12 protein-coding genes are annotated in these 19,385 nt (G+C 50.1%); 1 reads left to right on the plus strand and 11 read right to left on the minus strand.

The window, feature by feature from the left end; all coding sequences use genetic code 11:
- Positions 1-19 precede the first annotated feature (19 nt).
- The 11 genes from ACZ439_RS26390 to ACZ439_RS26440 all read right to left on the minus strand — a co-directional run bounded on the left by ACZ439_RS26390 (position 20) and on the right by ACZ439_RS26440 (position 18,818).
- Entirely contained in the window at positions 20-754 is a 735-nt protein-coding gene (locus ACZ439_RS26390) for a cysteine hydrolase family protein (protein ID WP_127606026.1), read from the minus strand.
- 223 nt (positions 755-977) lie between these two features.
- On the minus strand, positions 978-2,111 hold the full coding sequence (locus ACZ439_RS26395) for a sugar ABC transporter substrate-binding protein (RefSeq protein ID WP_164751989.1): 1,134 nt from the start codon (positions 2,109-2,111) through the stop codon (positions 978-980).
- Between the two features lie 116 nt (positions 2,112-2,227).
- Positions 2,228-3,253: an ABC transporter permease gene (locus ACZ439_RS26400; protein ID WP_054800512.1), complete on the minus strand. Its 1,026-nt coding sequence runs from the start codon at positions 3,251-3,253 to the stop codon at positions 2,228-2,230.
- Between the two features lie 51 nt (positions 3,254-3,304).
- A complete protein-coding gene (locus tag ACZ439_RS26405; RefSeq protein WP_127610795.1) occupies positions 3,305-4,264 on the minus strand; it encodes an ABC transporter permease in 960 nt (319 codons plus the stop codon).
- Entirely contained in the window at positions 4,261-5,787 is a 1,527-nt protein-coding gene (locus ACZ439_RS26410; RefSeq protein ID WP_127610796.1) for a sugar ABC transporter ATP-binding protein, read from the minus strand. Before ACZ439_RS26410 ends, ACZ439_RS26405 begins: the two co-directional genes overlap by 4 nt.
- A 286-nt stretch (positions 5,788-6,073) precedes the next feature.
- A complete protein-coding gene (locus ACZ439_RS26415) occupies positions 6,074-6,616 on the minus strand; it encodes a type 1 glutamine amidotransferase domain-containing protein (protein ID WP_430104911.1) in 543 nt (180 codons plus the stop codon).
- Between the two features lie 96 nt (positions 6,617-6,712).
- Complete coding sequence (locus ACZ439_RS26420; RefSeq protein ID WP_127606026.1) at positions 6,713-7,447, minus strand: cysteine hydrolase family protein; 735 nt, start codon at positions 7,445-7,447, stop codon at positions 6,713-6,715.
- Between the two features lie 247 nt (positions 7,448-7,694).
- Positions 7,695-8,450 carry an N-acyl homoserine lactonase family protein gene (locus ACZ439_RS26425; RefSeq protein WP_127606024.1) on the minus strand — a complete coding sequence of 252 codons (756 nt, stop codon included), beginning with the start codon at positions 8,448-8,450 and terminating at the stop codon, positions 7,695-7,697.
- A 14-nt stretch (positions 8,451-8,464) separates the two neighbouring features.
- Positions 8,465-9,640: a mandelate racemase/muconate lactonizing enzyme family protein gene (locus ACZ439_RS26430; RefSeq protein WP_054795518.1), complete on the minus strand. Its 1,176-nt coding sequence runs from the start codon at positions 9,638-9,640 to the stop codon at positions 8,465-8,467.
- A 59-nt stretch (positions 9,641-9,699) separates the two neighbouring features.
- On the minus strand, positions 9,700-10,383 hold the full coding sequence (locus tag ACZ439_RS26435; RefSeq protein ID WP_164751748.1) for a GntR family transcriptional regulator: 684 nt from the start codon (positions 10,381-10,383) through the stop codon (positions 9,700-9,702).
- Between the two features lie 398 nt (positions 10,384-10,781).
- The gene (locus ACZ439_RS26440; protein WP_464620413.1) at positions 10,782-18,818 is read right to left on the minus strand and encodes a glycoside hydrolase family 94 protein; all 8,037 of its coding nucleotides are present in this window, start codon (positions 18,816-18,818) and stop codon (positions 10,782-10,784) included.
- Positions 18,819-18,884: 66 nt separating this feature from the next.
- Between ACZ439_RS26440 and ACZ439_RS26445 the strand changes: the two genes are divergently transcribed.
- Positions 18,885-19,058 carry a hypothetical protein gene (locus ACZ439_RS26445; RefSeq protein WP_230875942.1) on the plus strand — a complete coding sequence of 58 codons (174 nt, stop codon included), beginning with the start codon at positions 18,885-18,887 and terminating at the stop codon, positions 19,056-19,058.
- Positions 19,059-19,385: the final 327 nt, after the last annotated feature.

A 19,385-nucleotide genomic window follows, 5' to 3' on the forward strand; every position in this document is an offset into this window, starting at 1 on the left:
TTAATCGTTAAGATGAGCATTACGCCTGCTGATATTTCTTGGCGTTGTCCAGCTTCTCGAAGAGCTCCTCGCTCGTGATCACGTCGCCGTAGTTCATTTGGATATTACGCAGCGCTTCCCAGTGCTGTCCGTACCCGAGAGGCACATCGTGCGTGTGGGGACTCGGGACCGCGGTCGTGCAGTCCGCAAGCACGATGACCTTGTAAGTTCGGTTCCATGCGTCGATCGTGGTGGAATGGACGCAGTTCGCCGAGGTGATGCCGGCGATCACCAGGAACTCCGTCCCGAGCTCCCGCAAGTATTCTTCAAGCTGCGTGCCCACGAAGACGCTGAAGCGGCTTCTCCGCAGAACGGGTTCCCCTTCCCGGGGTTCCAGGTTGCCCGCAAAATTATCTGTCTGAGGGTTCCCCCAGCTTGCGGGCGACTCCGGCGTGCCCGGATTTAAGCCCGGCCACTTCAGGGCGCAGATGCCCTTATCGAGACCTTCAGGACTCAGGCCCCACTGAGACCATATGATCGGACTGCCTTCCTCACGGAACCGCTTGACGACCCGCTCGACCGGTTCGACCGTGTCCTTTCCGCTCGGGGCACCTCCCACGCTCGGAATGGCCAGCGCGCCATCGGGATCGGTGCATACGGGCTGCATATCCATCACGAGTAACACCGTGCGCTTCGGATCAATCTCCGGCGCAACCATGGCACTCCGGTCAATGACTTTATCAATATTTTCAAGCGTGAATTTTAAAGATGACATAGCTAATTCCTCCTTCAGAATTTTAGAGTTAGTTCGAGCTTATTTAAACGTTATATACGTGGTCATGACTAGCGGTCACATGACTGCCACCCCCTTTAAAGAGCTCCGCGATTTCACACTTTACCGCATCGAGCTGTCTATAGCGTCCTTGCCTGCCGCCTATGGGCTGCGAGCCTGGATGGCTGTGTCCGGATCTTGACGGTTCTCGTTGTGCTTTACGTTGTTATTTCCGTTTTGTACCAAGGGCCCAATCTGTATAGGCTAGCGTAATATCTAAATTGGATTTATCAACGACATTAGTTGGAATATTCTGAACTTTAGCGATATTATACCCTAGAATTTTAGTCAAAAAGACCGCTTTAATCAGCTCCCTGCCATTATCAACCGGATTTACGTTAACCGTTGCGGTCAGCTTTCCCTCGCGAATGGAGTCATAACCTGATTTAAGACCGTCTGCCCCGATGACCATGATTCCCTCCTTGCCATCCCAAAACTTCAGGCCACGCGATTCCACAGCCGATACCGCTCCAAGAGCCATTTCTTCATTTTCTCCATAGATCAGATTCACATCAGGATGGGCTTGGAGTAGGTTCTCTGCAGCCTGCATCCCTTTGTCGCGAACATAATCGCCACGTTGCTCCCCAACGATTTGCATGTCAGGATACTGCTTTATTGCCTCAAGAAATCCGTTTTTCCGTGAAGTAGACCAGTGTCCCGGCAGGCCCCAAACCAATAGAATCTTACCTTTTCCTTTCAACTTTTCTGCCGCATACTTCCCTACTGCATATCCGGACTGGTAATGGTTGTTATAAGTAATGACAGAAGTCGCCTTTAAAGCGCTTTCGGGCCACATCTCAGCCGGCATGTTGAACATAAAAATCGAGGTTCCTTGATCCATAGCCTTTTGATAGACGGCATTCATCGAATCAAAATCCCCTGCTGAACAAACCAGGACGGCATCGAATTTTTTGGCAGTCCAGTTTTCAATGCTTGCCACTTGTGCTTCCACGGACTGAAAATCCTTGGGCGGAGCCGCTTCGAACTCAATCTTGACGCCAAAGCGATCGCTTAATTCATTGATCATCGTATAGGCTCCGCCCGTCATAATCTCGTAGTATTCAGTAGCGTAAGGCGGTGTAAATCCAATTTTAAGCGTTTTACCATCCGCTACCTTTTTCACGAAATTCTCGAAGTTCTGATCTCCCCACTGATAATACTTACCGCTGGGAGAAGTGTCATCGGCTTGGTCTGCAGGTTTGGACGATGCTTCCTCATTGTCGGTACAACCAGACAGGATCATGGTTGTTACCAGTGCGATGATCATTGTTGTTTTCATGATCATACTTTTTAAGAACATGCTTTCGACCTCCTCAATTTTTTGAACCATTTGCATCCGGCCAAGTTTCAATAAAACGACTTCACCTCCTTCACATCGTTGGCACTAGCTTTAGCTAGTGGCTGCGAACAAACGTCCTACGTACTGTTCACATGTTTGCTTCGGAATAATTCGCCCCAAAAATTCACAGATACGGCAACCAGAATGATGACGCCTATAACGATCGTTTCCCAGAACGGATCTACATTTAAGAGATTCAAGCTGTTTTTAATCAAGAATAATATAAGGGTTCCGAGCACAGTTCCGGTCAGACTTCCTTTACCGCCCGCTAAACTTGTTCCCCCGATGATGACGGCAACTAATGCCTCCAACTCGTAGTTCTTGCCCATTTCCGGTTGCACGGTGGTGAGACGCGAGGCAAGAAGAATACCGGCCAGGGCAGCAATCACGCCAGATAACGCGTAGACTTTTATCCGCAACTTATCTACATGGAGTCCGGATACACGTACCGATTCCTCGCTACTCCCAAGGGCCAGGATGTGGCGGCCAAACTTCATTCTGCGATAGAGGAACAGGAGGATAACAAACAGAACCACCGCTACGATAACAGGAAACTGTACGTTCAAAATACGCCCTTGACCGAGAAATCCGAAATTACTCTTCATATAATTCCGGAAAGGGGTGGCTTCCGTCCAGACGAAGAGAATGCCGCGTACGATCACCATCATAGCCAGGGTTACAATAAATGGTGATATTTTTAATTTTGTAATGACGAGTCCATTTGTAATACCTATTACTCCGCCAACGATTAAACCAGATAGAATAGCTAGAACAATATTGACATCATGGTGAAGCATCCAAGCAGTCGTCCCACCAGAAATACCGATGATCGAGCCGACCGACAAGTCAATACCGCCCGTCGTGAGAACAAAGGTCATACCCAATGCGACAATCATGACAAACGCAGATTGCTGCAGCACGTTTAACAGATTGGTGTAGGTGAGGAAACGATCCGAGACAATGGACATGGCTACAAAGATGGTGCCTATAAAAATGAGAAGACCTAGTATTTGTCGATCCATTCTTAGCAGCCTATCAGAAACCGAATACCTCATAGGTTCTCGAACCGAATGTCGGATAGGTTCTTGACTGTTATTGGCCAACTTCTTAACCTCCTTCTTTCATGATTTTAAATTATGGCGATAATACCGGGCCTAATCCGCTCTTGAAGATGTCATTCGTTCTGCACCTACCGCAATAAGGATAATCAAACCGGTGATGATCAATCGATAGAACTGATTAACCGAAAGTAGATCCAATCCATTGGAAATCAGTGCAAGGATTGTGGACCCGACCGCCACACCGACAACACTGCCCTTGCCTCCAAACATGCTCGTGCCGCCAATAACTGCTGCCGAGATCGCATCCAACTCATAGTTAGTCCCCATAAGCGGCTGCACGGAGGTTAGACGAGAAGTCAGCATAATACCTGAAGCAGCGGCAAGCAAACCGGAAAGCGCATACACTCTTATATTGATGTTATTAGTAGAGATACCGGATAAATGAGCCGCTTCTTTATTAGAGCCTACTGCAACAACAAAACGTCCGAATTTGGTAAAACTGAACAGAAAATAACACAATAGAAAAATGATCAAAGCAATCCAGACCGGACTAGGTATTCCCAGAACATATCCCTGAGCAATAAATTTAAATTCCTGCGAGGCAAAATTGCGTATCGGCTCTTTAGAAGTTAACAGAAATAACAATCCTCGTGCGATATAGAGCATCGCGAAGGTCGCCAAAAAGGGTGATATGCGCAACCTCGTGATGATGATCCCATTAAATAGACCTATTAGGGTACCTAAGGCAAGCCCGGCCAGGATAGCTAGCCACATGTTTGTGCCGTGTACCATCAGCCAGCCGCTGACACCGCCACAGAGACCAAGAATCGAACCTACCGATAAATCGATGCCTCCCATGGTCAGAACAAACATGGTACCGAAGGCGACGATCAGGATAAATACGGATTGTAGCAGCAGGTTAGACAAGTTTTCGGCAGTTAAAAAGTACGGAGAAGACACGGATAAAAACAGAAACAACAGGATAAGAATCATCGACACGCCAATTCCTTCGCGATGAAAGATTGGCAGTAATTTATTTGTAATCGTACTCATCTATGTCCTCCCGAAGCATACAGCATTATATTCTCCTCGGTAGCTTCCTTACGGGTAAATTCCTTAACAAATTCCCCTTTGTGCATCACATAGATGCGATCGCATAGCCCCATCAACTCGGGAAGTTCCGATGACACCAGGAGAACCCCTCCTCCCTTGCGCACAAACTCTGCAATTAAGCTGTACACTTCAACCTTGGCCCCAACATCGATCCCTTGGGTCGGTTCATCAAAGAACAAAACTTTCGGCTGTGTGAAGAGCCACTTGGCCAGGATTACTTTCTGCTGATTTCCTCCGCTCAGGAACCTGACTTTTTGATTCACAGAAGGCGTCTTAATACGTAAACGTTTAACAAATTCCTCGGCAATTTGCGCTTCTTTCCTTTTCCTTAACACCAGCCTCCTTGATACCACTCGCTCTAGATTAGCCATGGTAATATTTTGACTGACCGACAGTTCCAGCAGCACTCCATGCATCTTTCGATTTTCCGGCAAAAATCCAATACCTGCTCGGATGGCATCGTGAGGCGAGCGAATCTGACATGTTCGTCCGTGTATGGCTACGGTTCCTGAACTGATCGGATCGGCCCCCACGACAGCGCGTAAGGTCTCCGTTCTCCCTGACCCAGCGAGACCCGCTATCCCTACAATTTCTCCCTCTCGAATATGGAGGTTGATGTCGCTCAAAACTCCGCTGCGGCTTAAGTTTGAGACTCGTAGAACTTCTTTGCCGACAGGCACGGTCTCTTTTACGATATAATTCGTTACTTCCCGGCCGACCATCATAGAGACCAGTTCATCAACACTAGTTTCATGCTTATTCACGGTAGCCACATATTTCCCGTCACGCATAACGCACATACGATCTGCAAGTAAAAAAAGTTCGCGAAGATGATGCGATACGTAAATCACAGATACACCCTGTTCCTTTAACATTCGGATAAAGTCAAATAAAACTTCCCGCTCGTGTTCAGCGAGCGCTGCCGTTGGCTCATCCATAATCACAACAGATGCCTGAACGGAAAGTGCCTTCACAATTTCAATGACACGATTTTTTAATGCACCCAGTTCGTTTACGGGCCGTTGCAGATCCTCTAAAGTATCGAAGAAATTGCGATAAAGTTTCTCCGTCTCATGATACATGGCTTGCTCATCCATCGAATGCCATGCACGACCCAGTACTGGCGTAACAATCTCTCGTCCGAGGTATAAATTCTGCACGGCGGTTAAATGAGGAGCTAGTGTAGGTTCTTGAAATATGGTGCTGATGCCAAGCTTCTGAGCATCCTTGGTATCTTGTATGTCTACCGTTTCCCCTCGCACTTGAATCTCCCCGCCATCCTTACGATACAACCCCGAGAGAATTTTAATCAGCGTGGACTTGCCCGCACCATTTTCACCTACCAGGGCCAGCACTTCCCCCTTACGCACATCAAAGGAAACGTTATCAAGTGCCAGAACACCAGGGAATCTCTTGGTAATTCCCTTTAATGATACGAGTACTTGATCGTCTGCAACCGCCATCTAATCCTCCTCCTATCCTTTATCATTTTTGTACGTTCCTAGATTTTGTTAAACGTTTACGTATGAAGACGCCTTCTATGAATCAAAAGGTCAGGTTCCTGAGCGGAGGAAACCAGCAGATAGTCATTCTGGTCAAGCGGGCTCTTACATCGGTGATCTTCATTGCACTGCCCTCGCTTTTCCTTGAGGAAAGGGATCAGACCGGCCCAGTCGTAATCTTGGACCCGCGAAATGGATGGTTATGGCTGCTAACCCATCGACTTCGCGGGTTATGGTTGTTTTCCTCTTAGATGCCGCTGCTCACCGATGCCCGTTCCAGGTACTTGACGATCTCCCGGGCGAAGGCCGGCAAATCTTCAGGCGTCCGGGACGTAATCACGTTCCCGTCGCACACGACCTCAGCATCTACCCACTCGCCCCCGGCGTTCACCACGTCGTCGCGAATCGGCAGATAGCCCGTCGCCCGCCGCCCGCGTACCGCACCCGCTGACGCGAGCATCCATCCGCCGTGGCAGATAGCCGCCGTCAACTTCCCGGACTCGTACGCCCCGCGGACAAGATCGACCATGGGCTTAGAGAGCCGCATGTGATCCGGAGCGAATCCGCCGGGAATCACAACCGCGTCGAACTCATCCGCACTGACCTCGTCCGCGGACCGGTCAGCCGTGATCGGGTAGCCGAGTTTACTGTCATAAGTGGATTTCCTGCCCGATCCGACGATTACGACCGTCGCTCCCTCCTCTTGGAGCCGGAGGACCGGATACCACGCCTCCAGCTCCTGGTAATCATCCTCGATAAGCAGCGCAACGCGCCTGCCGGTTAGCCTCATATCTTTCGCTCCCTTTCATGAACGTCCATGATCAACTTCCGTTCGTGTTCCTAGCCGGCAATCGCCGGTCCTTGCCGTTAATCGTTAAGATGAGCATTACGCCTGCTGATATTTCTTGGCGTTGTCCAGCTTCTCGAAGAGCTCCTCGCTCGTGATCACGTCGCCGTAGTTCATTTGGATATTACGCAGCGCTTCCCAGTGCTGTCCGTAACCGAGAGGCACATCGTGCGTATGGGGACTCGGGACCGCGGTCGTGCAGTCCGCAAGCACGATGACCTTGTAAGTTCGGTTCCATGCGTCGATCGTGGTGGAATGGACGCAGTTCGCCGAGGTGATGCCGGCGATCACCAGGAACTCCGTCCCGAGCTCCCGCAAGTATTCTTCAAGCTGCGTGCCCACGAAGACGCTGAAGCGGCTTCTCCGCAGAACGGGTTCCCCTTCCCGGGGTTCCAGGTTGCCCGCAAAATTATCTGTCTGAGGGTTCCCCCAGCTTGCGGGCGACTCCGGCGTGCCCGGATTTAAGCCCGGCCACTTCAGGGCGCAGATGCCCTTATCGAGACCTTCAGGACTCAGGCCCCACTGAGACCATATGATCGGACTGCCTTCCTCACGGAACCGCTTGACGACCCGCTCGACCGGTTCGACCGTGTCCTTTCCGCTCGGGGCACCTCCCACGCTCGGAATGGCCAGCGCGCCATCGGGATCGGTGCATACGGGCTGCATATCCATCACGAGTAACACCGTGCGCTTCGGATCAATCTCCGGCGCAACCATGGCACTCCGGTCAATGACTTTATCAATATTTTCAAGCGTGAATTTTAAAGATGACATAGCTAATTCCTCCTTCAGAATTTTAGAGTTAGTTCGAGCTTATTTAAACGTTATATACGTGGTCATGACTAGCGGTCACATGACTGCCACCCCCTTTAAAGAGCTCCGCGATTTCACACTTTACCGTAGCTCGCCGCCTGCCGTCGTTCGCCTTATAGGTCGGATTGAATGGGCCATGCCATCTCGCCACCTGTATTGTAAACGCTTACAAAAACACGTTATTAGGTTATCCCTTTCGCAAATTTTCCTACCCTATCGTTAATGATGGATGTTTTTGGAATAATGAATAATCATGTGCGGGTAACAGTGTTGCGTTTTGTTTACGCAACCATTCATATCCGGCTAATACCTCACGATAGTCCGTACAATATCCAATCGGGATGTTGTTTTCAATTTGCTCGTAGAGATAAAAGGCATCCCCCACAATAATAACGGGACCTTCATTGGTTACAACTTTGACTACCATTCCACCAGGCGAATGACCGCCAACCCAATGCATCGATATGCCTGGACATACTTCATACTCATCATCAATTAAAGTCAGACGTCCAAATGCTTCCCCGGCTAAATATGCTAACGGTTCTCTTGGAAAAGCCTTAACAGGGTTGATCGGCAGATTTTGCGGGTCTAATACGTGAAACCATTCTTTGCGATTTACTATAAAATTCGCATGGGGAAACTGTTCTACATTCCAGTAATGATCAAAGTGCAGATGTGTTAATAAAACGGTGTCGATTTCCTCACAAGAAGTACCAACCTCCTTTAATAATGCATTTGTATCTTTACTTGGACTCAAATGATCAAACTGGTCTTTATGTTCCTCCGTATAAGTTTGATCAATCCCATCCATCCCTGTATCAACCATAATTTTTCGGCCTTGACCTTCAATTAAAAAACAAACCAAACAAATTTTTACCGGCTCGTGCACCCCATAGGCATGATCATAGATAACAGTACCAGGGGCAAACCAGTCTGCATTTTTTAAAATGCTAACTTTATACATGTGAGTACCCCTTTTTAAAATTCGCTTCCATATTTTGAGATCACATCTAAATTGACTTCAATTCCTAGTCCAGGATTCTGAGGAACCGGCACTTTTCCATTTTGTAAGGTTATCGGTGTTTTTAAAAGCTCATCCCGGAGAGGATTAGGGTTTCTATCGTACTCAACTATAGGTTCGTTTTGTAACGGGACGGTATTTGCCGTATGCGGACTCGGCGGGATCGATGCTAATACATGAAGAGCCGCTGCCAGGGCGATTCCTGACCCCCATACATGTGGAATGACCGTTACACCGAAGCTTGAGGCCAGTGCCTGTATTTTCATCCATTCGGAAAACCCTCCGGAAACGCAAATATCCGGTTGGGCTATATCTACACAGCCTCCTAAAAATAAATCTCTAAAACCAAATCTGGTGAACTCGCACTCTCCTCCCGCAATGGGAATGTTTGTTGAAGATCTAACTTCGCGGTAACCAATCCGGTCTTCTGGAACAACGGGTTCTTCCAACCACATGACATTGAATTTTTCAAGCTCCTTCGCCATTTTCACTGCCGTAAACACATTATAAGCATGATTACAATCCACCAAGAGGGAAGTATTAGGACCAATGGCCTCTCTAATGGTTTTAACCCTCTCTATATCCTCTTCTATTGACAACAGGCCTACTTTCATTTTTAAAATCCGAAAACCCGCATCGACGTAAGAACGAGCTTCTTCAGCCAATTTAGGCAATGAATCTTTGTAATTCAGAACATCCTCGCCTCTGTAGTAACAGCCTGTTGCATAGGCAAATACGTTTTCTCGAAAGGAGCCTCCAATTAAGTGATGCACCGGTTTATTTAACATCTGACCATAGATATCCCATAAAGCGATATCTACTGCACTTAACGCTTCAATATAAGTTCCTTTTTGTCCAAAATCCCGCGTATCTGCATAATTTTGTTCCCAAATTCTAATCGGATTTTGTAACTCTTTATTTATTAATTTTGGTGATAAGACGTGTTTAACAACAGCTGCGACTGGTTCAGGAGGACCATATTGCCCTCCCTCCCCCCACCCAATAATCCCATCATCCGTTTCAATTTTAACTATTAAACTATTTCTCTCAGGAAAAGAGCATTGGGAAGAGAAAAAGCGTTCATTACCTAACGGCGTTCGTAAAATGTACGTTTGAATATTTTTAACTTTCATAATCGTACCTCCTAAAAGAGTTGGGAATTGGCAATGCGGCCTTGCGATTCTCCGTTCATTTATATGGTTCGAATGTTATTTTTCACTGCAAATAGGATGGATTCTTTGGTTCCCCTCACATGTTTCCTCATTCTGCGCTCCGCAAGTTCACCGTCCCCGGCTTGAATAGCTTCAAATATTTCCCAATGTTCCTTATTGGATAATTCCAATCTTCCAGGAATATGGTATGAAAAATAATGAAATCTCTGAATTTGGTTCTTAAAATCGGAAACGATCGTCAAGATCTTATTGTTGTTTGCAACGTCAAGGACAATCTCATGTAATGTGTTTCCGAGTTCAAAAGACTGATCCTTGTCTCCGTTTTCAAGTTCTTGATCAGCTTTTTTTAGTGCCTCATGCAGCAAAATAATCTTTTGTTCCGTTATCACGCTTGCCGCAATTCTAGCGCTAATACCTTCGAGAGCTTCTCTTACGGTAAATATATCCTCAAGATCTTTTACCGTAATTTCTTTAACCAAAGCTCCCCTTCTCGGAAAAAATTCGACCAAACCATCCTGGACCAGATGCCTGATCGCTTCCCTGATGGGCGTCCTGCTCATCTGAAATTCCTTGGCCAATTTTTCTTCGACTAAGGGAGTATTTGAAGGTAACTCACCTTCCATAATCTTTTTCTTTAATGTTTCATAGACCACAATAAACCTCGAATTGCCCTGATCATGGTTAACCATTGCTTCTTTCTTCACTTTTGCACACTCCATTTGAGTTTCAACTCGTTAACGTAATTCGGTTGATTATTATGATTTCATTTTATGATATTGTGTACAATTACGATAAAATAATTATTATTCGGTATAATATGACGAAATATCGCAAGTCCACTTTTTGAATTGTATACTATTTTATCCGTTTAGTCACTTTAACTTTGTTATATTGTATACAATCCTGTTAACGCTTTAAATTTAACATACCTTTCCAAAATAATCAACAACTTTTTCCAAAAATGATGATGTATACACTGAGGGTGTAAGAAACCAAAATTCCGCGAATCCATTCGCAACCTGTGCAGATTACGGCGGTCATCCGGCGTAAAGCAGCATGCCTTACTTCATCCGACGACGACCGCCCAATCTATACCCTGAACCTACAACGTCACAACGACATGGTGGACTTGCCCATCGTCGCACAATTCAACGTAGTAACCGTCTGTTGCTTCGTGTTCCATCAGGACAATTTCTTGTCCGTCCAATTGTAAAGCGGTCACTCCGCTGGACTTATGCAACGGATTGTTGACCGTAATGTGATAGCGCGTCCCGCCAATACGGTATTGGACGGAAAACTCCGGCCATTCACAAGGAATGCACGGGCTCATGTACAACCGTTCCCCACGTCTGCGAAGTCCGAGAATCCATTCAATCCCCGCCTGATACATCCAGCCCGCTGCACCCGTATACCAAGTCCAGCCGGCGTGTCCTTTGTGAGGATCCGCCGTGTAAACGTCTGCCGACATCACGTAGGGTTCACCGGCGTACTTCCGTACTTCATTTGGCGTACGCGTGTGCGTTAGCGGATTTAACAAGTGAAACAATTCAAACGCCTTGTCTCCGTTCCCAAGACGGCACCAAGCGATGATGCTCCATATGACACCGTGTGTGTACTGGGCCCCGTTCTCGCGAATTCCGGGCGGATAACCCTGAATGTAACCGGGACTAGGGTCCGTACGGTCAAACGGCGGTATCAGAAGATGTGCGACGGAAAGTTCCCGATCCACAAGTTCACGATCAAATGACTGCATCGCCTGCAGAGCCTTGTTCCTTGGCGCCGCTCCGGAAATGACCGACCATGACTGAGCGATAGCATCGATACGGCATTCCCGATTGTGTACAGAACCGAGCCATTGTCCGGCATCGGTGAAGGCACGACGGTACCACTGCCCATCCCAGGCATGCTCGTCAAGTGAAGAGACGAGCCGGTCCCTTACATCCTGGTAACGGTTTGACCGCTGCACATCACCGCGCTCCCGGCACAAATCCGTGAACCGACCCAGAATTTCGTAGAGAAACCAACCGAGCCATACACTCTCGCCGCGGCCCTTCGCGCCGACAAGGTTCATGCCGTCGTTCCAATCTCCGATTCCGATCAGCGGCAGCCCATGTTCGCCGAAACGCTGCAAGGCCTTGTCGATTGCCCGCAAGCAGTGCTCGTAAATGGTTCCGCTTTGTTCAGAAACTTGTGTCGGCTCGTATCGTTCATGTTCTCCCTCGCGCAGCGGTTCACTATGAAGAAACGGCGCTATCTCTTCAAATAAGCTGTCATCCCCCGTATGTTCGGCGTACCGCGAGGCTGCATACGGCAGCCACAGTAAATCGTCGGAGAAAAACGTGCGGATGCCGCGTTCCGTTTCTTCATGCCACCAGTGCTGCACATCACCTTCCACATATTGATGCGCTGCGTGCAGCAAAATTTGTGCCCGTGTAAGGTCGGGTCGGGTATGCAGAAGCGCCAATGAATCCTGCAGCTGATCACGAAAGCCGAATGCTCCTCCCGCTTGATAAAAAGCGGATCTGGCCCACATTCTGCTGCTCAGCGTCTGATAAATCAACCATCCGTTCAGCAGGACATCCATCTCCGGGCATGGTGTAGAAACCGAGATCTGGTCCAACACATCATCCCAGAATTCCCCTACGTATGCGAATGACTGCTCACATACACCGGCTTGGCAGTAGGTTTGCGCCAGTTTCACGGCGGCATCCTGCGAATGTTCGCAACCAAGCAGAATGTAGACTGTCTGTTCGGCTCCAGGCTCCAGCGTAAGCTTAGTCTGCACGGCCCCGCAGGTGTCATAAAGTGGTCCCGTTGTTCCCGACAGGCGCTCGCGGCCGAGCGCGGCGGGTTTTTCATACGTACCGTTTCGTCCGATAAATTCATTGCGGTCTGCCGTCCAAGACAGATCAGGAGGCCCGACGGGATCGGTCCGCTGCACTCCGGATTCCGTGTTCAATGACTCCTCTGACGATTCCTGTGGTAGATACAAACCCAGAAAGGCTGTCGCATCGCGAAATGATTCCTGATAGGCATTGCGTGCCAGCAGCATTTGGGCCGATTCGTTCCATTCCGTAACGATGAAGGAGGCGTTCGCCTGACGCCGTACACCCAGCACCCATTCAGCGTAATAGGTGACGGAAAGGCGTCTCCGCTCGGAAGTCCTGTTTTGCAGCCGCAATTTGATCACCTTGACCGGATCATGGAGCGGAACAAAAACGGTCATTTCCTGCATGACGCCGTGTCTCTCGTGTTGAAACCTCGAGAATCCCCGTCCGTGCGAAACCGTATAGGATTGGTCAGTGTGTGCGGTAGACGGAGTAGTAGTCCATGTTTCACCGCTCTCTTCGTCCCGCAAATAACAGACTTCGCCCGGCGGGTCAAGTACAGGATCATTTGACCAAGGCGTCAGTTTGCACTCACGGCTGTTGCGCCACCATGTGTAGCCCGTACCGAGCTCGGAAACAAGGCAGCCAAAGCGTGGATTGGCGATGACATTGATCCATGGCGCGGGCAAATGATTGCCGTTTTTGAGCACGATCCGGTACTTCTGGCTATCGGGCGAAAATCCTCCCCAACCGTTGAAGAACAGCAAATTGCCTACGTCCTCCGGAGGCGGGTTCCCGAACCTGGATAACGGCGCTGTCGCCTCCAGCGGAGCCGGCAACTCTTTTTCCGGCCTCGGCAGCTTGATTTGCGTCTTCAGACTCGGGCCACCCGCGCGAAGGACAAGACGGGCTGCTGCCAGCAGCAGTGTCTTATCCTCGTCCGGAAGCTGATTAGCGTTAAGGATGAACACGCCTCCATGTCCTGCGCCATGCCGGTCAATGCCGTGTTCTACTGCGCTGCGCAGCGCTTCCTGCAAATCCTGCTGGTACCCCCCGGGCGATTCGTTCAGAATGACCATGTCGAAAAGTAACCCCATGCGGCGTAAATACTCGTGTCCGATCAGAAGCTTGGCAATAAATTTCATATTGGCCCGATTCTCGATCCGTACAAGGATAATCGGGCGATCCCCGGACACTCCGTACGACCAGAGTCCGGACTGTCCTTTTATATTGGCAGTGATTCTATCCATCCGCTCCTCCCTCAGCGGCGGCGTATACAGCACCTGGCCTGCAAAGGTTTGAAGGGCCGTCGCCTCGGCGGCAGTGATGTGCAGATGCCTAAGCTCGATTTGACTGCGATTCCATGCGAGTTGAAAGGTTCGTTCCACGACTTGGTTTTCTTGGAATCGGCGGACGAGACTGATCGCCTCCTCCTTCGAATCGGCAGCGCAGGTGACAGCAAACAGTTGAATTTGTTCACCGGGCTCGATGCTTAACTGCCGACGCATGATAAAGGCAGGATCAGCCACAGAGCCCACCGTTCCACGAAGGCGGGAACGGATCCCCTTCGGCTGGGAGATTGTATGCCCGCGGCCAATAAAGCTGGCCCGGTCAGTCTCGTATTCCACCGGTCCGAGTGTTCGTCCTTCCACCATAAGTGAATGCGCCGCCCACAAGGGCTTCTCACTTTCCTGACGAGGCCTTCTCCGGGCGAGGAGACACTCGGCATCGCCCGCATATTCCGTTTCGATAAACAATTTGCTGAAGGCGGGATGCGCATCATCAGCTATAGGAGATGCCAAGGTCAGTTCAAGAAACGTTGTGACCTCCATGATCTTCGCCTCATTCCCCGTATTGGTGAGTGTCAATCGGCGAACTTCCGCATTCCATTCGGGCGACACGCAGACTTCAAGACTTGTCTGCACGTCTCCGTCTGCGCGCATAAATGTGGCCCGATCAAGCGAGAACTGCACGCGTTGTTCAGAGGACGGAACACGGCACGGTTGAAACGCCGGAGACCACACCACGTCACGGTTAACGTCGCGGATATAGATGTAGCTCCCCCAATCGTCCAATACCGGATCCTCCCGCCAACGCGAGACGGCCAGACCTTCATATCGACTGAACCCGCCGCCGCTGCCCGTCATCACGGTCATATAGGTTCCATTGGAAAGAATACACACCTCCGGAGTACGCGTGTCTGCGGTAAGGTATTCCCTCAGAGCGCCATTTTGAACCGGTTTTGCATGAGGTACAGGTTCGCGTGCCATTGCAGGGTGTTTAATGATTTTGGGGCGCGCGGGAATACGTTCCTGCAGCAGCAGTTCTGCCGCTTGCACGCGCTTGTCCCGATGAAACCGTTCGTACATCTTTACCGGCAGCAGCATGTTGGCCAGGGCAAGCAAACTCATACCTTGATGATGGGCCATAAAACTTCGGATGACCATGCAAGTCTGATTGTTCGGCATCCGTTCGGACGTAAAATCGATGGCTTCATAGTAGCCATATTTGCCGCGCGCGCCGAGCTCTTCCATTTTGCGCAAATCTTTAAGCCCTCGACGCTTGGCGAAAGGTAAAGCCAGAATGGCAGCATACGGCGCCACGACCAAATCTTGTTCCAGGCCGCTCTTGAAGCCGAGACCGGGAACTCCAAACGCCCTGTATTGATAGTTCATCTGATAATCAAACGCGTAATAACCGGATTCGGAAATACCGAATGGAACACCCCGTCCATGGGCGTAGTCGATTTGCCGCTCCACCACGGCACGGTAGGTGCTCTCCCAGATGGTGTTCCGATAGGTGCGCATCATGAGCCAAGGCATCAAATATTCAAACATGGTTCCGGACCAAGAGAGCAGCGCGGCGCGCTTCCCGACTTTCGTCATTGTCCGTCCGAGCGCACGCCAATGCGCTACAGACACTTGACCGAGGGCGATGGCAATAAAGCTTGCCTGCCTTGCCTCTGATGCCATCAGGTCATACAGGATCTTATCGCGTTCCTGCAGCGCGGCATGGTACCCCAATGTGAAAAGTTTGGTTTTGTGATCGTAAAGCGGACGAAAGTCTGTCTCGTTAATCAATAACGCGATGCGGGCGATCAGATTTTGCCCGCGTGCCAACCAATTTTCTAAGGCAGTGTCTGCCGATGCTTCGCGGTCCGCCCTCTCTCCATGACCCCGAACTCCTGCGTCTGCCGCTCCTATGGTCTTGTCAGAAACTTCACCCTGCAGTGAAGGCATCAACTCCTCGGCGAATGCCACATTTAAGGCTTCTTCGGCCTTGCCCCGATCCTTCACATACGACTCCGGCCCTTCGTTCGGTTCGAAGTCTGTCTTGAGCCACTCGGCCAACCCCTCTTTGACCGTCATTAAATAGCCGACGAAGTTGCCGGAATCCACCGTTGAAACGTACAGAGGAGGTAATGGTTCCAAAGTGGTCGTATCGTACCAGTTATAAAGATGGCCATTCCATTTATCCATGCGCTCAACCGTATCGATCGTACGCTCCAAACGCTCAACCAACCCGGGCGTATCGATAAATCCGAAATCCCGTGCAGAAAGCGCGCAGGCAAGAAAAAGCCCGATATTGGTAGGCGAAGTTCGATGTGCGATCCCGTTGGGTGGTTCCAATTGAACATTATCAGGCGGCAGCCAATGGTCTTTTGCGGTAACAAAGTCCTCGAAGAATGTCCAAATCTGGTTAGCCAGCGCCCGCAGCTCTTTCTCTTCATCCGGTTCAAGCCTCCGCTCAGCCCGTTGTATTGGCAGGTCCAACCAGCGGATCGCAAGCGGAGCGAATAACCATATCGCGCAGAGCGCTAAGCCTGTCAACCGTGCCGCTGAACTGCCGCTGGCCGCTGCTGCCAGCGCAAAGACAAACACCAACACGTATCCTTGGTACATCTCCAGAAGCGTAACATGCCGCCCTCCACGGTTGCGGCGTTCAATTTCCGAAGAGCTGACCCATTCAAGCAAATGACGTTTTGATACGAATAACCGGTATAAGGTTCTACCGATTGCGTCGAGCAGCAGAACGGTTTGAAACGGCAGAGTCAACAGGGTAACCATAATTTGCAAAGCCGTCGAAAGCAAGCTTCGGGGACGCCGAATGGTTCGCCGAATCGCCACGAGCTGCCGGATCAGCGGCAAAACCAATGTAGCTGCTCCAAAAACAAACCACCGTTCGGGTGATCCGGGAAGTACGCTCATGCCTAACAGCAGTAGAGCGAACAATGCTGGCGGAAATAGACTGCGCCGCAGGTTATCTATCAAATGCCAGCGAGTAAGAGCGGATAAATCGACCGGCAAACGCTTCCCCCGCCGGTCGGAAATGCGGGGAAAGAGCCATGAGAGCAATTGCCAATCGCCACGAACCCAACGGTGCAGCCTCTTCTGATATGCGCTGAACGTAGCGGGTTGGTCATCAATCAATTCAATGTCCGACAGCAATCCGGCACGCAAAAAGCCGCCTTCCAGCAAATCATGACTTAGGACCCGGTTTTCAGGTATACGTTCACACAGAACCTGTGCGAATGCATTCACATCGAATATCCCCTTACCCGTAAAGATACCCTCCCCTAATCCGTCCTGGTACGGATCGGAAACGGCAAACGCGTAAGGATCGATTCCCGGGTCACCTGACCAAAGATAGGCCAATCGCGAACGTAAGGACGATTCGTGGCTAATGCCAATGCGCGGCTGCAGCACGCCGTAGCCCTCGACAACCCGTGTCCGCGAGCGGTTAAGCCTCGGCTGGTTGTATGGCAAATGCAAAGTACCGATCATCCGCTGAGCACTGCCTATCGGAAGCTGTGTATCCGCGTCGAGCGTAATGATATAACGGATGCTCGGAAGAACGCTTGAGTCCCCGACTACGAAGTCGTAAGTCGTATTTGCTTGTCCTTGTAGCAGTTCGACAAACTCTACCAATTTGCCCCGCTTGCGCTCCCAACCCATCCATACTCCCTCAGACGGGTTCCATAACCTGCGGCGTTGAAAGAGGTGAAACGTACTATTCCCGCCCGTATGGGAGTAAGTACGGTTCAACTTCTCAATACTTGTGCGAGCAGCTTCAAGAATTGCGGCATCCTGCGGAAGACTCTCCGCGTCGGCATCGACAAAATCACCCAGAAGGGCGAAGTGAATATTCGAATCGCGGTTGGCCAGATAATGAAGCTCCAGTCGATCTGCCATTTCATGCACTTGTTCGACGGTTGACCAGATAACGGGAATGACGACCATCGTGGTCGCCTCAGCCGGTATTTCATGCGAGAAATCATAGCGCAGCAGCGGCTGCGGTTGCCTTGCGCATTCTATGATCCAGTATGTCGCCGTCACCGCCCACTCACTCACGGGTACGGATAGCATGAGCAAAATCACCGCCCACTCGATCATCGTATAGCTGGCACCGCCACCGATCCACGCAGCGAATCCGAGAAGGGCACATGCAAACAATCCTGTGAGCAGGGTGAAATATACGCGAGCAGCTCGTTGCCATAGCCCGATTTGCGGCAAACGCCGGGGGCTGCTGCATTGTTTCAGCGCGCGTTGCAGCTCTTTGACGCCACTCGGTTCGAGCAGGTAATAAGCGATAAACGCTTGACGAGGCATAACGTCTGAATCTGCCGTACTTCCTGCGATTCTATTCCCCTCCGCAGCACCATTCGCAGTATCTGCGAAGGCTTGTCCGCGTTCCGCGCACGCCTGGTTATACTCCTTCGCTGCTAGCTCTACGACCTGCTTGGCAACCAGATTTTCCGGCACACGAAAGCGGCGGGCTAGTTGCTCAACGCTTGCTCGCAGCGCGTCGCGGCTTGAATCATCAAGCAATGGATAGACGCCGGCGTTTTCTTGCCGCATCGTGTGCTCCACCAGGCAAATTTGTTCGAACGGATCGCGCCAGTCCGAGCGCGTGATTTTTCTCAGACTGCTGATGGCGTTGCCTGTAGTCACTTGATAGGCGGCTTGAAGCTGATACTCATAGGAGACGATTCGATCGAGGCTGTCAGGACCGTTTTCCAATTTGCACATCAGCCATTCACGCATGGTTGCTGAATCGTCTGCCCATTCGCGCAGGTGGCTGACCAGGTGGACGATCATCGGACCGGAGAGCGGCATATCCTGACCTGCTTGTTCAAGTGCAGCCCTAAGCGCTTCGGGATTTAGCTTCGACGGCTCTATTCGCTCCAGCAGCCTTTCGACCAAAGAACACACCTCCTGCCGTTCGCGAATCAGTTCCATGACTTCTGCCAGCCGCCGTACCAAGGCAATCCGTACGATAAGCGGGATCGCCCACGTTTCGGCAATCGTCAAAACCGATACTTCCTGATAAAAATTGATATAGGAAACAAAAGAGTTCTCGTTCAGGTTCCCATCCATATGGTTAAGATAATCGGCACAGATCGAAAGTATCCGTGGCTCACCGGTCTTGCGCAGGTGCGGCAAATGCTGCAAAAAGTTTCCGGTAAGCTGGTTTTGAACGACTACCCCCTGCTCCTCAATGAACTCCGCGTGATCGAGGAACCATTCTTCCGCTGGCTGCGAGCAGCTTGAGCGACGTCCTTGCAAGGAGCGTACGAACGCGCGCAAATTCTCGATGTCCGTAGTAAAATTCCGCCATAGACGACGCTTCGATGGCCGCCGTCTAAGATATGGTTCATGGGTCAGTGCAAGTTCATGAGCTTTTTGTCGGAGTTGTTCCGTATGCAGATTCATAGATCCTCCTAAAGAAAGTCAGAAATTAACCATGTTAAAGAAGTAATTTGTATAAGGTACTGACTCTGTAGCTGTTAAGTTTATAACAGTTAAAACATTCCCAATTTGGATGAAAATTATAAATATAGATTTTGAAGGAGAGTGTGAACGTATCGTGCGGAAGAG

The sequence above is a fragment of the Paenibacillus sp. JCM 9796 genome (assembly GCF_055379675.1).

Coding starts and splice junctions, on each gene's coding strand:
- ACZ439_RS26390 (WP_127606026.1), bottom strand. CDS start 754: ATGTCATCTTTAAAATTCACGCTTGAAAATATTGATAAAGTCATTGAC.
- ACZ439_RS26395 (WP_164751989.1), bottom strand. CDS start 2,111: ATGTTCTTAAAAAGTATGATCATGAAAACAACAATGATCATCGCACTG.
- ACZ439_RS26405 (WP_127610795.1), bottom strand. CDS start 4,264: ATGAGTACGATTACAAATAAATTACTGCCAATCTTTCATCGCGAAGGA.
- ACZ439_RS26410 (WP_127610796.1), bottom strand. CDS start 5,787: ATGGCGGTTGCAGACGATCAAGTACTCGTATCATTAAAGGGAATTACC.
- ACZ439_RS26415 (WP_430104911.1), bottom strand. CDS start 6,616: ATGAGGCTAACCGGCAGGCGCGTTGCGCTGCTTATCGAGGATGATTAC.
- ACZ439_RS26420 (WP_127606026.1), bottom strand. CDS start 7,447: ATGTCATCTTTAAAATTCACGCTTGAAAATATTGATAAAGTCATTGAC.
- ACZ439_RS26425 (WP_127606024.1), bottom strand. CDS start 8,450: ATGTATAAAGTTAGCATTTTAAAAAATGCAGACTGGTTTGCCCCTGGT.
- ACZ439_RS26430 (WP_054795518.1), bottom strand. CDS start 9,640: ATGAAAGTTAAAAATATTCAAACGTACATTTTACGAACGCCGTTAGGT.
- ACZ439_RS26445 (WP_230875942.1), top strand. CDS start 18,885: ATGGTTAAGATAATCGGCACAGATCGAAAGTATCCGTGGCTCACCGGT.